13 protein-coding genes are annotated in these 13,864 nt (G+C 71.8%); 2 read left to right on the top strand and 11 right to left on the bottom strand.

Features of this window, described 5'->3' with window-relative positions; translation table 11 throughout:
* Window position 1: 1 nt before the first annotated feature.
* Together BGP79_RS05465 and BGP79_RS05460 are read right to left on the bottom strand one after the other, a co-directional pair.
* Window positions 2-1,081, bottom strand: a complete 1,080-nt coding sequence (locus tag BGP79_RS05465) for a 4-hydroxy-3-methylbut-2-enyl diphosphate reductase (RefSeq protein WP_076693617.1) — start codon at window positions 1,079-1,081, stop codon at window positions 2-4.
* A 51-nt stretch (window positions 1,082-1,132) separates the two neighbouring features.
* Window positions 1,133-1,996, bottom strand: a complete 864-nt coding sequence (locus BGP79_RS05460; RefSeq protein WP_076693616.1) for a hypothetical protein — start codon at window positions 1,994-1,996, stop codon at window positions 1,133-1,135.
* A 118-nt stretch (window positions 1,997-2,114) separates the two neighbouring features.
* Here BGP79_RS05460 and xseA point away from each other — a divergent pair, with 118 nt between their 5' ends.
* Together xseA and BGP79_RS05450 are read left to right on the top strand one after the other, a co-directional pair.
* Window positions 2,115-3,605 (top strand): exodeoxyribonuclease VII large subunit, encoded by a 1,491-nt coding sequence (xseA, locus tag BGP79_RS05455; protein ID WP_083701593.1) that lies wholly within the window; start codon window positions 2,115-2,117, stop codon window positions 3,603-3,605.
* Entirely contained in the window at window positions 3,598-3,900 is a 303-nt protein-coding gene (locus tag BGP79_RS05450; protein ID WP_076693615.1) for an exodeoxyribonuclease VII small subunit, read from the top strand. Before xseA ends, BGP79_RS05450 begins: the two co-directional genes overlap by 8 nt.
* A gap of 10 nt (window positions 3,901-3,910) precedes the next feature.
* On the opposite strand, the gene BGP79_RS05445 is transcribed toward BGP79_RS05450, so the two are convergent.
* The 9 genes from BGP79_RS05445 to BGP79_RS05405 form a co-directional block, all read right to left on the bottom strand.
* On the bottom strand, window positions 3,911-4,849 hold the full coding sequence (locus BGP79_RS05445) for a PPK2 family polyphosphate kinase (protein ID WP_083701592.1): 939 nt from the start codon (window positions 4,847-4,849) through the stop codon (window positions 3,911-3,913).
* A 72-nt stretch (window positions 4,850-4,921) separates the two neighbouring features.
* Window positions 4,922-6,142 (bottom strand): pyridoxal phosphate-dependent aminotransferase, encoded by a 1,221-nt coding sequence (locus tag BGP79_RS05440; protein ID WP_076693614.1) that lies wholly within the window; start codon window positions 6,140-6,142, stop codon window positions 4,922-4,924.
* 147 nt (window positions 6,143-6,289) lie between these two features.
* On the bottom strand, window positions 6,290-7,249 hold the full coding sequence (locus tag BGP79_RS05435; RefSeq protein ID WP_076693613.1) for an ABC transporter substrate-binding protein: 960 nt from the start codon (window positions 7,247-7,249) through the stop codon (window positions 6,290-6,292).
* 94 nt (window positions 7,250-7,343) lie between these two features.
* Complete coding sequence (locus BGP79_RS05430; RefSeq protein ID WP_076693877.1) at window positions 7,344-8,015, bottom strand: ABC transporter permease; 672 nt, start codon at window positions 8,013-8,015, stop codon at window positions 7,344-7,346.
* Window positions 8,016-8,071: 56 nt separating this feature from the next.
* Window positions 8,072-8,722, bottom strand: coding sequence for an ABC transporter permease (locus BGP79_RS05425; RefSeq protein WP_076693612.1), 651 nt, complete (start codon window positions 8,720-8,722; stop codon window positions 8,072-8,074).
* Entirely contained in the window at window positions 8,719-9,846 is a 1,128-nt protein-coding gene (locus tag BGP79_RS05420) for an ABC transporter ATP-binding protein (RefSeq protein WP_076693876.1), read from the bottom strand. Before BGP79_RS05420 ends, BGP79_RS05425 begins: the two co-directional genes overlap by 4 nt.
* Before the next feature lie 180 nt (window positions 9,847-10,026).
* A complete protein-coding gene (locus BGP79_RS05415) occupies window positions 10,027-11,442 on the bottom strand; it encodes an NAD-dependent succinate-semialdehyde dehydrogenase (RefSeq protein ID WP_076693611.1) in 1,416 nt (471 codons plus the stop codon).
* A 60-nt stretch (window positions 11,443-11,502) separates the two neighbouring features.
* A complete protein-coding gene (locus BGP79_RS05410; RefSeq protein WP_083701591.1) occupies window positions 11,503-12,252 on the bottom strand; it encodes an SDR family oxidoreductase in 750 nt (249 codons plus the stop codon).
* A 112-nt stretch (window positions 12,253-12,364) separates the two neighbouring features.
* A complete protein-coding gene (locus BGP79_RS05405; protein ID WP_076693610.1) occupies window positions 12,365-13,810 on the bottom strand; it encodes a DUF6421 family protein in 1,446 nt (481 codons plus the stop codon).
* Between the last annotated feature and the right edge of the window lie 54 nt (window positions 13,811-13,864).

The raw sequence follows: 13,864 nt of genomic DNA, 5'->3' as shown, positions 1-13,864 counted from the left end.
CTCAGGCGGTGGGCCGGCCGCCGCGACCGCCGAGACCGCGGGAGGCGTCCCCGGCGGCCTTGAGCGTGGTGCGCAGCTCCTTGGGGAGGGAGAAGAGGATGTCCTCCTCGGCGGTGACGACCTCCTCGACGTCGCCGTAGCCGTACTCGGCGAGCAGGCTCAGTACCCGCTGGACCAGGACCTCGGGCACGGAGGCGCCCGAGGTGACGCCGACCGTAGCGACGCCCTCGAACCAGGACTCGTCGATCTGCTCGGCGAAGTCCACGCGGTGGGCGGCACGAGCGCCGTACTCGAGCGCCACCTCGACGAGGCGCACCGAGTTCGACGAGTTCGCCGATCCGACGACGATCACCAGGTCCGCGGCCGGCGCGATCTTCTTGATGGCGGCCTGCCGGTTGGAGGTGGCGTAGCAGATGTCGTCGCTCGGCGGGTCCTGCAGATTCGGGAACCGCTCCCGCAGGATGGTCACGATCTCCATCGTCTCGTCCACCGACAGGGTGGTCTGGGAGAGCCAGATCAGGCGGTCCGGGTCGGCCACCTCGACCGTGCGCGCCTCCTCGGGGTTGTTCACCACCGTGGTGTCGTCGGGCGCTTCCCCGTAGGTGCCCTCGACCTCCTCGTGGCCCTCGTGGCCGATCAGCAGGATGTGGTCCCCGGCGCGGGCGAAGCGGACGGCCTCGCGGTGCACCTTGGTGACCAGCGGGCACGTCGCGTCGATGGTGCGCAGATCGCGATCCACGGCGGACTGCTTGACGGCCGGGGAGACGCCGTGCGCGGAGAAGACGACGAGTGCGCCCGAGGGCACCTGGTCGGTCTCCTCGACGAAGACCGCGCCCTTCTCCTGCAGCGTGCTGACGACGTGCTTGTTGTGCACGATCTCCTTGCGCACGTAGACGGGCGCCCCGTAGTGCTCGAGCGCCTTCTCGACGGCGACGACGGCCCGGTCCACGCCCGCGCAGTAGCCGCGGGGCGCCGCCAGCAGCACCTTCCGGTCACCGTCCACCGGAACCGCGGCGATCTCCTCGGGGGTTCGACGGCGGCGCGGCACGACCGGCATGGGCACGGAGACAGCGGTGGTCATGCCCCCATCGTACGGGCGGCCGCCCGCCCGGCCCGGTCGGTGCGGGGCGCGTCAGCGCTGGGCTGAACCGGTTTCGGCCCGGCCGACGACGAGGCGGCCGACGACGCCCACCGCCAGCAGCACCGCGCCCCAGACGGCCAGGCCCACGGCCCACGGCACGGCGGCGCCGGACGCCACCCCGACCAGCCGGTACCGCAGGTAGTCCCCCAGCCCCGGCGCGTTCTGCCCACTCGCGACCGCACCCTGGACCAGCAGTCCCGCCACCACGAGCAGCGCCGTGCCCACCAGCACCCCGATGCCGAGCCAGGCCAGTGTCGTCGTGCGGCGACGGGCGACCAGCAGCGCGAGAACCGCCGCGACGGCCGCCCCGGTGAGGGCCGCCGGCGCGAAGCCGGCGGCCCTGACCACGGTGGCGGCGACGCTCGCCTGCTGGGAGGCGCCGAGATCGACGACGACGGGGTCGTCGGAGATGACCGAGCCGTCCAGCGGCACCCCGAGGCTGCCCGCGGCCTTGTCCACGAGCAGCCTGACGATCGGCTGGATGTCGGCCTGGAGCGCGTCCGGCTTGGACGGGTCCGTCAGCGCGCCCAGGCTCAGATCGTGGCTGCGCTGCATGGTCCGCTCCCAGGCAGCGGGGAAGCCGACGTCCTCCGTCAGCGCCTGGGCGGCCCGGTCGATCACCCCGGCTGCGGCGTCCTGGAGGCCCTCCGGCAGCGCGATCCGGTTCCGCGCCTCCGTGGCCACCGTGCTGGCGAGCCGGTCGTGCAGCCCGGCGTCGGACGAGAGCGGGGAGGTGAGCGTCACGAACCCGTCCGTGTCGACGACCGTGCGCTGCACGGCGGTGGCGCTGACGCCGGCCAGGAGCAGCACGACGGCGACCAGGCCGAGCAGGAAGGACAGCACGGTGCGGGCCATGGGCAACCTCGAGACGACGATCGGAACGGGCCGGTGCACGGCCGCACGTTGTCCACAGGTTCGCCGCATGCCGACGTGCGGCCGCAGTTCTGGGGACGGTGGGTGGTAAGTGTAGAACATGAGCCAATCCCGCCAGTCGCCCGAGGCACCGCATGCCGGCGCCGAGCCGCGCGGCCTCGACCGCGCCACGGTCGGTGGTGCGGTTGCGACCGTGGACGGGGTGACGGTGACGGCGCTGGAGCCGGCGGACCCGGGCAACGGCGGTGCCGGGCAGAGCCCCGCGGCCGGGGAGGACGGCCGGGCCGAGCAGGCGCCCGCGACCCTGCCGGCCACCGCCGCCGAGACGTCCGCCGACGCGCCGTGGCCGCTGCGCGTGCTCTCGCAGAAGCTGAAGACCTACATCGACCGGGCCCCGTTCGCCTGGGTCGAGGGGCAGGTCATCGAGCTCAACCGGCGCGCCAACGTCACCTACCTGACGCTGCGGGACACAGACGCCGAGGTGTCCTTCTCCGTGGCGGTCCTCGGCCGGGTGCTGGACCAGATGCCGGTGCCGCTCGAGCGCGGCGCCCGGGTGGTCGCCCAGCTCAAGGCCGACTTCTGGATGAAGACCGGCCGGTTGTCCATGCAGACGCGCGACATCCGTCCGGTAGGTCTGGGCGACCTGCTCGCCCGTATCGAGCGGCTGCGGCAGGCGCTGGGCGCCGAGGGCCTGTTCGCCCCCGAGCGGAAGCGGCCACTCCCCCGGCTGCCCCACCGCATCGGGCTGATCACCGGCCGGAACTCGGACGCCGAGAAGGACGTGCTGCGCAACGCGGCCCTGCGGTGGCCGGCCGTGCAGTTCGAGATCCGCGAGGTGGCCGTCCAGGGCGTCACCGCCGTCGCGCAGGTCAGCGCTGCCCTGCGCGAGCTCGACGAGCACCCCGACGTGGACGTCATCGTCATCGCCCGCGGCGGCGGCTCCCTCGAGGACCTGCTGCCGTTCAGCAACGAGGACCTTGTCCGGGCCGTCTCCGCCGCCCGCACCCCCGTGGTCAGCGCCATCGGCCACGAGGCGGACCGGCCCATCCTCGACGACGTCGCGGACCTGCGGGCGTCCACCCCGACGGACGCCGCGAAGCGCATCGTGCCCGACGTCGCCGAAGAGCTGGCCCGCATCGGCCAGGCGCGGCAGGTGCTCGATCGGGCCGTGCGGTCGCTGCTGCACCGGGAGACCGACCGGCTTGCCGGCCTGCGCAGCCGCCCCGTGATGCTGCGGCCCGAGACCATGCTCACTGCGCGCACCGAGGACGTCGAACGGATGCGGCACCGCGCCCGGCGCGCCACCGAGATCGCCGTGCACCGGGCGACCGACCGCATCGCCCACCTGCGCGCGCAGATGCGCTCCCTCTCACCGCAGAACACCCTGGACCGCGGCTACGCCGTCGTCCAGCTGGCCGACGGCGCCGTCGTCCGCTCGTCCACGCAGACCCGGCCGGACGACCGGGTCCGCATCCGCGTGGCCGCCGGGGAGATCGGCGCCCGCGTGTTCGCGGTGCGAGAGCCCGACGAGGGCCCGCCCCCGATGAGCTCCCCCAGCCCCAAGTACGACCCAGGAGAACCCGATGAGTGACGCCACCCCCACCAGCACGGCACCCGGTGGAGCCGGATCCGGCTCCACCGGGTCGAAGGCCGCCGGCACCACCGACGGCGACGCGAACGGCGTCGACCAGCTCAACTACGAGCAGGCCCGCGAGGAACTCGTCGCGGTGGTCAACCGGCTCGAGGCCGGCGGCGCCAGCCTGGAGGAGTCACTCGCCCTGTGGGAGCGCGGCGAGGCCCTGGCCAACCGCTGCGAGCAGTGGCTGCACGGGGCGCAGCAGCGCCTCGAGGCGGCCCGCCCGCGTGAGGACGCCGACCGGGACTGACCCGAGCCCGTCAGAGGGCGGCGAGCCGCGCCTTCTCCGCCTCGACGTCGAACTCCGCGGCCGGCCACTGCGGGTCGATGCCGCGCAGGGTCTCCAGCAGCAGGTGCTGCACGGCGAGCCGGGCGTACCACTTCCGGTCGGCCGGGACCACGTACCAGGGCGCCAGTTCCGTCGACGTGCGGTCGAGGGCGATCTGGTAGGCCTGCTGGAAGTCGGGCCACAGCGCCCGGTCGTCCAGGTCGCCCGGACGGTACTTCCAGTGCTTGTCCGGCCGCTCCAGCCGCTCGGCCAGCCGCGCCTTCTGCTCCTCCGGGCTGATGTGGAGCATGATCTTGACGATCCGCGTGCCCGCGGCGGAGACCTGACGCTCGAACGCGTTGATCTCGTCGTAGCGCTTCTCGATCGTCTCCAGCGGGGTCAGCTTGCGCACCCGGTGCACGAGCACGTCCTCGTAGTGCGAGCGGTCGAACACCCCGATCTTGCCGGGCGTGGGCAGCTGCCGCCGCACCCGCCACAGGAAACTGTGGCGCAGCTCCTCGGCGGTCGGCGCCTTGAAGGCCGTCAACGCGATGCCCTGCGGGTCGACGGCACCGACGACATGCCGCACGATGCCGCCCTTGCCGGCCGTGTCCATGGCCTGCAGCACGAGCAGCACCGACTCCGGGGCACCGCCCTTCGACGCGGCGAACAACCGCTCCTGCAGGTTCGCGAGCTCGGGGACCCCCGCGTCCAGCTCCTCCTTCCCGGCGGCCTTGTCGCCGGAGAAGCCGGGGGTCGACCGAGGGTCCAGAGCGGCGAGGTCGAAGCCGAGCTTCACGCGCAGCAGGTCGGCGGTGTCCCCGCCCAGCAGGCTCACCCGGGCCGCGCCGTCCTCTGCCTTCCTGGCAGCCTTCGACTCGGCCTTCTTCTCTGCCTTCTTGTCGCTCTTCTTCGCGCTCTTCTTCGCCATGGTGCTCCTTCGTCGTCGCGCCGGTTGGCGACCAGCCTAGTCAGCGGCCCGGCGCAGACCCGGGAGCCGCGGTCAGCGTTCGCGCCAGTCGGCCAGGAAGTCGCCGATCCGGCCGAGGGCCTCCTCGAGGATGTCGACGCCGGGCAGGGTGACGAGCCGGAAATGATCCGGGGCAATCCAGTTGAAGCCGGTGCCGTGGGTGACGAGGATCTTCTTCTCCCGCAGCAGCTCGATGACGAACTTCTCGTCGTCGTCGATGCGGTACACCTCCGGGTCCAGCCGCGGGAACAGGTACAGCGCCCCCTTGGCCTGCCGGCAGCTCACGCCCGGCATGTCGTTGAGCATCCGGAAGGCCAGGTCCCGCTGCTCCTTGAGCCGGCCGCCGGGCAGGATCAGGTCGGTGATCGACTGGTAGCCGCCGAGCGCGGTCTGGATGGCGTGCTGCGCGGGCACGTTGGCGCACATGCGCATGTTGGCCAGCAGGGTGAGCCCCTCGAGCAGGTTCTCCGCGCGGCGCTTGGGCCCGGAGACGGCGACCCAGCCGCTGCGGAACCCGCACACCCGGTACGCCTTGGACAGGCCGGAGAAGGTGAAGGTCAGCACGTCGTCGCCCGCGAACGTCGCCGTGTGGTGGTGCACCGAGCCGTCGAAGAGGATCTTCTCGTAGATCTCGTCGGAGAGCAGGATCAGGTCGTGCTCGCGGGCGATCTGCGCGATGCCCTCGACGATCTCCCGCGAGTAGACGGCGCCGGTCGGGTTGTTCGGGTTGATCAGCACGAGCGCCTTGGTGCGGTCGGTGATCAAGGAGCGGATGTGCTCCAGATCCGGGTTCCAGTCGTTCTCCTCGTCGCACACGTAGTGCACGGGGGTGCCGCCGGAGAGGGAGACCGCGCCGGTCCACAGCGGGTAGTCCGGGGCGGGGACGAGGATCTCGTCGCCGTTGTTCACCATCGCCTGCAGCACCATGGTGATCATCTCGGAGACGCCGTTGCCGATGAACACGTCGTCGACGCCGATGTCCATGATCCCGTGCGACTGGTAGTACTGCGAGACGGCGGTGCGGGCGGAGAAGATGCCGCGGGAGTCGCTGTAGCCCTGCGCGGTGGGCAGGTTGCGGATCATGTCGACGAGGATCGCGTCGGGCGCCTCGAACCCGAACGGCGCAGGGTTGCCGATGTTCAGCTTGAGGATCCGGTGTCCCTCCGCCTCCAGTCGCTGGGCCTCGGTCAGGATCGGTCCGCGGACGTCGTACCGGACATCGGCGAGCTTGCTGGACTGGGTGAAGGTGCGCATGCGTTCACCCTGCCACGCAGCCCCGCCGCGACGACGGCGTTGCCGTGCCGTGGACGCGAGAACGCCCGGGCCAATCCGCGGTCGGTGGCACCTGTCGCGGATCGGACCCGGGCGTTCTCAGCAGAAACAGCCCTCAGGGGTGATTCTCTACTGGGTGATGCCCTTCTGCTTGAGCCACTGCGCGGCGGCGTCCTTCGGGCTCGTCTTCGCGTCGCCCGAGACCATCCGGTTGAGGTTGATCAGGTCGTCGGTGGTCAGCTGGGCCGACACCTTGTTCAGCGCGTCGGTGGCCTGGCTGGAGAGCTTGCCGTCCTTGATCACCGGCAGCACCTGCTGGGCGATGAAGTTGTTCTTCGGGTCCTCCAGCACCACCAGGTCGTTGTCCTTGATCGCCGGGGTGGTCGTGAAGATGTCGGCCACCTGGACCTTGTCCTCCAGCAGCGCCTTCTGCGTGACCGGGCCACCACCGTCGCTGTAGGGCTCGAAGGCCTTCGGCGTGCAGTTGTACTTGGACTTCAGGCCGGGCAGGCCGTAGGCGCGCTCCTGGAACTCCGGCGGCCCGCCGATGGTCAGCTGGTCGCAGACCTTGCCCATGTCCTCGATGCTCTTGAGGCTGTACTTCTCCGCGGTCGCCTTCGTGACGACCATGGCGTCCTTGTCCTCGGCCTTCGACGCGTTCAGCGCCTTCAGCCCGCTCGGCAGCTTGCCGGGCAGGGCCTTGGCGATGTCGTCGGCGCTGACCTGGGTCGCGGACTTGTCGAAGTACGTGAGCAGGTTGCCCGAGTAGTCCGGGACGACGTCGATGGAGCCCTCGGTGAGCGCCTTGATGTAGACCTCGCGGGAGCCGATGTTCGGCTTCGTCGAGGCCTTCGCCCCGGCCCCGTTGATGGCGCCGGCGTAGATCTCGGCGACGATCTGGCTCTCCGGGAAGTTGGCGGAGCCGATCACGACGGTGTCGGCGGGCGCGGCCGAGGCCGAGCTGCCGCCGTTCTGCAGCGGGTTGGAACCGGACCCGGCGCCACAGGCGGCGACGGTGAGGGTCAGGGACAGCGCCCCCGTGGCCGCCGCGATGCGGGCGACGCGCCCCCTGGTGAACAGGGCTTTCATGGTTTCTCCTCGTGGTGCGCCCGTACCGGTCGGCGGCGGGCTCGGGTGGAACGGGACGACGGCGCCGCCCGTGTCTGGGTGAAGTGTCGCACGGTCAGGCGGCGGCCGGCTCCTGCCGCGTCCGCCGGCGTCGCACGGCCGGAACGGCCCGCAGGCCCGGGGAGACGACGAGGCGGGAGAGCAGCGCGAGCACCAGGTCGACGGCGATGGCGAGGACCGCGATGAGCACGGACCCGCCGAGCATCCGCGGGTAGTCCTGGACGGCGAGGCCGTCGATCAGGAACCGGCCGAGCCCGCCGAGGTTGATGTAGGCGAGCACCGCGACGGTCGCGATGATCTGCAGGATCGCCGCGCGGAAGCCGCCGATGATGACGGGCAGGGCGTTGGGCACCTCCACGGTGAAGAGGATCTGCAGTTCCGTCATGCCCACCGCCCGGGCCGCGTCCTTCGTCTCCGCACCGACGGCGGCGATGCCGCTGTAGGTGCCGGCGAGCAGCGGCGGGATGGTGAGGATGACCAGCGCGAGGATGGGGGGCAGCAGGTCCCCGCTGAGGACGAGGACGAACAGGATCAGCAGCCCCAGGGTCGGCAGCGCGCGCAGGGCGCCGGCGATGCCGACGACGACCTGGCGGCCGCGCCCGGTGTGCCCCACGTACAGCCCCAGCGGGACCGCGATCACCGCCGCGATCACCAGGGTCAGCGCCGAGTAGCCGAGGTGCTCGACGATCCGGTGCGGGATGGCCGTGTTCATGGCCGTCCAGTTCATCGGGTCCGTGAGGAACTCCCACGTCTGCCCGATGATGCTCGTGGACGTGTAGGTGGTCACGGGCGCACCGCCTTCCGGGCTCGGGTCCAGGGCGTCAGGGCCCGTTCGATCAGCACGAGGATCGCGTCCATCACCAGCGCCAGCAGCAGCGTGATGACGATGCCGGTGATCAGCGGGGTCATGAAGTCGCGCTGCAGGCCGTCGGTGAACAGCAGCCCCAGGCTCGGGATGCCGATCACCGCCCCCACGCTGACGAGCGAGATGTTGCTGACCGACACGACCCGCAGCCCGGCGATCAGCACCGGGATGGACAGCGGCAGGTCGACGGTGAAGAAGCGCCGCACCGGCGTGTAACCGACCGCGACGGCGGCCTGCCGCACCGTGTCGTCCACCGAACCGAACGCGTCGACGCAGGACCGCACGAGCAGTGCCACCGCGTAGATGGTCAGGGCGACGATGACGTTGGCCAGGTCGAGGACCCCGGTGCCCAGGATGACCGGCAGCATGATGAACAGCGCCAGCGAGGGGATCGTGTAGAGGATCGAGCTGGCCCCGAGGATGACGGTCGACACCGGCCGGCTCAACCTCGCCAGCTGCGCGATGGGGATCGAGATGATCAGCCCGAACACCAGCGGCAGGATCGACTGCACCAGGTGGATGCCGGTCAGCTGCGCGATGTAGGGCGCGTTCTCCGCGACCCAGGTCATCCTCGGACCGCCGACTCTCCGGACGCAACCCGCGCCTGCAGACCGGCCCGGTCGCGTTCGATCACCTCGACCACCTCGGCGGGGCGCAGGATGCCGCGCACGACCCCCGCGTCGTCGACGGCCACGCCGATGCCCGAGGGGGAGCTGAGCGACGCGTCCAGGGCGCTGCGAAGCGAGTTCCCCTTCCGGTACAGGGAGCCGCCGGGGATCAGGTCCGCGGACGTGAACCGGTCACCGGCGGGGCGCTGGTCCGGGCCGAGCCACCCGGCCGGGCGGCCGGCGTCGTCGACCACCAGACGCCACCCGGGGGCGACGTCGCCGGTGGCCGCCGAGAGCACGGTCGGGTCGACCGGGTGGATGGTCAGGCCCGACGGCTCGGTGAAGGAGAGGTGCCGGAAGCCGCGGTCGCGACCGACGAAGGAGGCGACGAAATCGTTCGCGGGGGCCCGCAGGATCTCCTCCGGGGTGGCGTACTGGGCGAGCTTGCCGCCGACGGCGAAGACGGCGACCTTGTCCCCGAGGATCGTGGCCTCGTCGATGTCGTGGGTGACGAAGACGATCGTCTTGGCCAGTTCGCGCTGCAGCCGCAGCAGCTCCGCCTGCAGCTCGTCGCGCACCACCGGGTCGACGGCGCTGAACGGCTCGTCCATCAGCAGCACCGGCGGGTCCGCGGCGAGCGCGCGGGCGACGCCGACGCGCTGCTGCTGACCACCCGAGAGCTGGGCCGGGTACCGCTTCGCGAGCGCCGGGTCCAGGCCGACCGTCTCGAGCAGCTCCGACGCGCGGGACCGGGCGGCGCGCCGGTCCACGCCGTTCAGGCGCGGCACCGTGGCGATGTTGTCGAGCACCGTGCGGTGGGGCATCAGCCCGGCGGACTGCATCACGTAGCCCATCGAGCGGCGCAGCTGCGCGGCCGGCTCGGAGGCGACGTCGCGCCCGTCCACGGTGATGGTGCCGCTGGTCTGCTCGACCATCCGGTTGATCATGCGCAGCGACGTGGTCTTGCCGCAGCCCGACGGCCCGACGAAGACGGTGATCCGCCCCCGGTCGATGTCCATCGTCAGATCGTCCACGGCCCGCTGGCCACCGCCGTACGTCTTGGTGACCTCACGGAACCGGATCATGGGTTCGCCGACCGCAGTGGTCATCGCCGCTGCCCTTCCCTCGGGTGACTGGGGGTGGTGCGAAGTTTCGACCAAGCGTAGCCCGGTGGTGCCGGAAATCGAGACACCATCGCAGGTCAGCGGCCCTCCGGCGTCATGCTAGCCGCTGACCTGCGGTGATCGGAGCGGCTGCGGACAGCGTCAGTCCTGGACGTAGAGCAGGCGCTTGTTGACGAACTCGTCCATGCCGAGCGGGCCGAGTTCCCGGCCGTAGCCGGAGCGCTTGACCCCGCCGAACGGCATGCCCGCGCCCTCCGCCTCGGCGGCATTGACGTTGGCCATGCCCGAGTCGAGCTCCTCGGCCACCCGGCGGGCCCGCGCCGTGTCGGTGCTGAACACGGCGCCGCCCAGCCCGTACGGGGTGTCGTTGGCCAGGGCGAGCGCCTCGTCGTCGTTCTCCACGCGGTAGACGACGGCGACGGGGCCGAAGAGTTCCTCCCGGTACGCGGCCATCTCGGGGGTGACCCCGGTGAGGACGGCGGGGGCCAGGTACGCGCCGGGCCCGTCGCCCAGGGTTCCGCCGGCGTGCAGGGTGGCGCCGGCGTCGACCGCGTCCTTGATCTGGGCGGCCAGCGTCTCCGCCGCGGCACGCGAGGACAGCGGCGCGTACGTGTCCGGGGCGTCCTCGGCCGGGTTCCCGGGCGTGAGCGCCTGCGCCTGCCGGGTCAGCTCGGCGACGAAGTCGTCATGGATGTCGGCGGTGACGATCATCCGCTTGTTCGAGTTGCACGCCTGACCGGTGTTGCCCATCCGGGTGGCGAAGGCGGCCCGGGCAGACGCGGCGACATCGTCGGAGTCGAGCACGATGTAGGGGTCCGATCCGCCGAGCTCCAGGACGACCTTCTTCAGGTTCCGGCCGGCGATCTCGGCGACGATCGCCCCGGCGCGCTCCGAGCCGGTCAGGGAGACGCCCTGCACGCGCGGGTCGGCGATGATCTGCGCGACCGCCTCGTGGGAGGCGAAGACGTTGACGTAGGCCCCGGCGGGCACCCCGGCGTCGTCCAGCAGCTGCTGCAGGGCCAGGGCGGAGCGCGGGCAGCTCTCGGCGTGCTTGAGCACGATGGTGTTGCCGGTGACCAGGTTCGGTGCGACGAACCGGGCCACCTGGTAGTACGGGTAGTTCCACGGCATGATGCCCAGCAGCACGCCGACGGGACGCCGCTGGATGACGGCCCGGCCGCCGCCCGACGCGGTGATCTCCTGGTCCGCGGCCAGGCCGGGGCCGTGCTCCGCGAAGTAGGCGAAGATCTCGGCACAGAAGGCGACCTCGTCGCGGGCCTCCGAGAGCGGCTTGCCCATCTCCTCGGTGATGATCGCCGCGAGCTCGTCGGCCCGCTCCGCGAACAGCTGCCCGGCGCGGGCGACGACGGCCGCGCGCTCCTCGATCGTCCGGCGCCGCCACGCGGTGAAGGCCTCGTCGGCGGCGGTCAGCGCGTTGCGGACGTCCTCGTCGGAGGCGGTCGGGAACTCGGCGAGGACCTCGCCCGTGGCGGGATTGATCGAACGGTAGGCGAGCCGGGTGGAGTCGGATCGGCCGGTCTGGACCTGGGACGTCATGGTGGTTCCTCCTGGGGACGGATGCGGTCGGGATGAGGGGGGTGGCGGCCGGCGGGAGCGTCAGGACGTGCCGAGGTCGAGCGTGCTGTTGTCGAGGGTCGTGTCGTTGAGAGTGGGCGCGTCGGCGTCCCAGAGGCCGGCGACGGTGGCCGCGAGGCGCTCCTCCAGGCCGGCCAGCGCCGTGACGCGGATGATCACGGCCGCCGTTCGCAGGGGCTCACCGGCGTCACGTGCGGCCTTCGCGTACCCCTGGGCCACCGCCCGCGTCCACGCCTCGCTCGCGGCCTTGACCGCCGCGTAGTTGGCGCCCCCGGCGAGCGGTCGGGCGACGGCGCTCGAGGAGACGATGGCGAGCCGGCCGGCGGTCGAGGCCCGCAGGTCGCCGTCGAACGCGCGGCTGACGTGCCGCAGCGCGGTGAAAGAGTGTTCCAGGGCGCGGTAGTCCGCCTCCGACTGACCGGCGAGCCCCCCGCCGCCGCGCCAGCCGCCGACGAGGTGGAGCAGGCCGTGGATCCGCACCCCGTCGTCGTGCAGCCGATCGGCGAGAGCGGTCACCTCGCTCTCGGAGGTCAGGTCGACCGTCTCGGTGCGCGCCCCGAGCGCGGCGAGCGGCGAGAGCTTCTCCGCGTCGCGCCCGGCGGCGACGACGACGGCTCCGGCCGCGATCAGGGCGAGCGTCGCGGCGCGACCGGACGCACTGGTCACCCCCGCGATCAGGACGGTCCGGCCGGCCACCCCGGGCGTACCGGTGTCGTCGGTCGCGCCCTCGTCGGGCGTGCCCTCGTCGGTCGCGTCGGCCCGGTCGCTCATCGTTCCATCCTCTCCCATGCGGACTGCCCCGCGCGGTCCGTCTCGCACGGTCGGCGGACGCCGGATCACCTCAGGACGTGCGTCAGACCGTCGTTCCTCAGACTGTCGTTCCTCAGGCCGCCGAACCGCGGATCCCGGCGGTCGACGCGATCACGGTCCGCATCTTCCGCTCCAGGGCCTCGAAGAACATCGAGAGCGGGAACTCGTCGTCCATCACCAGATCCGTGTAGCCGCGCGGCGGGCCGGCCAGCACCTCGCGGGGCAGCCCGGTCGCCCACACCGAGGCGGGGTTGGGGGTGACCACCGACGCCACCAGCTCGTAGGCCTTCAACCAGTGCACGGTCTTCGGCCGGTCGATCGACTCCCAGTACAGCGCGTCGATGGCATCCCCGAGCTCGACCACCGCGTCGGCGACCCGGCTCTCGTCGATGCTCAGCTCGACGTCGCACCACTCCAGCACGTGCCGGCGGTGCAGCCAGGCGAAGAGCAGCTGGCCGCCGAGCCCGTCGTAGTTGCGCACCCGCGAGCCGGTGATGGCGAAGCGGAAGATCCGGTCCAGGAGCACCGCGTGCTGCACGAGGGCCGCATGCCGGCGGGTCTGCTCCTCGATGGGCGTGAGCGCCTCGCCGGCCGCGACGCGGGCGTCCAGGCGGCGCTGGATGGCGACGGACTCGCGGAACGCGGTCAGGTCGCAGCGCAGTTCCTCGAGCGCGTAGAGGAAGAACGGCATCCGCTGCTTGATCATGAACGGGTCGAACGGCAGGTCGCCGCGCATGTGGGTGCGGTCGTGGATCAGGTCCCACATGACGAAGGTCTTCTCCGCCAGGTCCTGGTCGGCGAGCAGGGACGCGGCGTCGTCGGACAGCGTCAGCTTCGTCGTCGAGGCGGCCGCGGCCACGACCCGGCGGTAGCGCGCCGCCTCCCGGTCCTGGAAGATGGCGCCCCACGTGAACGCCGGGACCTCGCGGACCGACACGGTCTCGGGGAAGAGGACGGCCGAGTTCGTGTCGTAGCCCGGCGTGAAGTCGATCAGCCGCAGCGAGAGGAAGAGCCGGTTGCCGTAGTCCCCGGCCTCGAGCTCGGCGATGAACTCGGGCCAGATCGTCTCGACGACGAGGGCCTCGACGTGCCGGGCCGAGGAGCCGTTCTGGGTGGTCATGGGGAAGACGACGAGATGGCGGGTGCCGTCGATGCGGTGGCACTGCGGGGCGAAGGCGACGAGGGAGTCGAGGAAGTCCGGCACGCCGAACCCGTCGTCCGCCCAGCGCGCGAAGTCCCCGGGCAGCGCCGCCAGGTAGGCCGCGTCGTGGGGAAAGGCCGGGGCCAGCGCGGCCACGGACGCCACGATCGCGTCCACCTCCGCACGCGCCGCCGGGTGGTCGGCGGGATCCGGCACCGAGCCGTCACGGGCCTGCCGGGCCTGCAGCCGGGTGGCCGCCGCCTTCAGGCCGAGCCAGGCGGTGCTGAATTCGATCGTGCTCGCCTCGACCGTGCTCGCGTCCTCGACGACCTCGGGTTCGCCGACGATGGCTCCCGCGGTCGATACCGACGTGGACATGCTCAACCCTCCTGTCGTCGAGACCGTAAATATTCCGGTCTACATGCTGTTCGA

It is taken from the genome of Tersicoccus sp. Bi-70 (assembly GCF_001968825.1).
Classification (GTDB): domain Bacteria; phylum Actinomycetota; class Actinomycetes; order Actinomycetales; family Micrococcaceae; genus Tersicoccus.
This window is presented reverse-complemented; position numbering and strand designations above follow the sequence as displayed.

What these genes read in the sequence shown, in the direction of transcription:
- BGP79_RS05405 (WP_076693610.1), bottom strand. Translation starts at nt 13,810, where the DNA reads ATGTCCACGTCGGTATCGACCGCGGGAGCCATCGTCGGCGAACCCGAG.
- BGP79_RS05465 (WP_076693617.1), bottom strand. Translation starts at nt 1,081, where the DNA reads ATGACCACCGCTGTCTCCGTGCCCATGCCGGTCGTGCCGCGCCGCCGT.
- BGP79_RS05460 (WP_076693616.1), bottom strand. Translation starts at nt 1,996, where the DNA reads ATGGCCCGCACCGTGCTGTCCTTCCTGCTCGGCCTGGTCGCCGTCGTG.
- xseA (WP_083701593.1), top strand. Translation starts at nt 2,115, where the DNA reads ATGAGCCAATCCCGCCAGTCGCCCGAGGCACCGCATGCCGGCGCCGAG.
- BGP79_RS05445 (WP_083701592.1), bottom strand. Translation starts at nt 4,849, where the DNA reads ATGGCGAAGAAGAGCGCGAAGAAGAGCGACAAGAAGGCAGAGAAGAAG.
- BGP79_RS05415 (WP_076693611.1), bottom strand. Translation starts at nt 11,442, where the DNA reads ATGACGTCCCAGGTCCAGACCGGCCGATCCGACTCCACCCGGCTCGCC.
- BGP79_RS05450 (WP_076693615.1), top strand. Translation starts at nt 3,598, where the DNA reads ATGAGTGACGCCACCCCCACCAGCACGGCACCCGGTGGAGCCGGATCC.
- BGP79_RS05430 (WP_076693877.1), bottom strand. Translation starts at nt 8,015, where the DNA reads ATGAACTGGACGGCCATGAACACGGCCATCCCGCACCGGATCGTCGAG.
- BGP79_RS05410 (WP_083701591.1), bottom strand. Translation starts at nt 12,252, where the DNA reads ATGAGCGACCGGGCCGACGCGACCGACGAGGGCACGCCCGACGAGGGC.
- BGP79_RS05440 (WP_076693614.1), bottom strand. Translation starts at nt 6,142, where the DNA reads ATGCGCACCTTCACCCAGTCCAGCAAGCTCGCCGATGTCCGGTACGAC.
- BGP79_RS05425 (WP_076693612.1), bottom strand. Translation starts at nt 8,722, where the DNA reads ATGACCTGGGTCGCGGAGAACGCGCCCTACATCGCGCAGCTGACCGGC.
- BGP79_RS05435 (WP_076693613.1), bottom strand. Translation starts at nt 7,249, where the DNA reads ATGAAAGCCCTGTTCACCAGGGGGCGCGTCGCCCGCATCGCGGCGGCC.
- BGP79_RS05420 (WP_076693876.1), bottom strand. Translation starts at nt 9,846, where the DNA reads ATGATCCGGTTCCGTGAGGTCACCAAGACGTACGGCGGTGGCCAGCGG.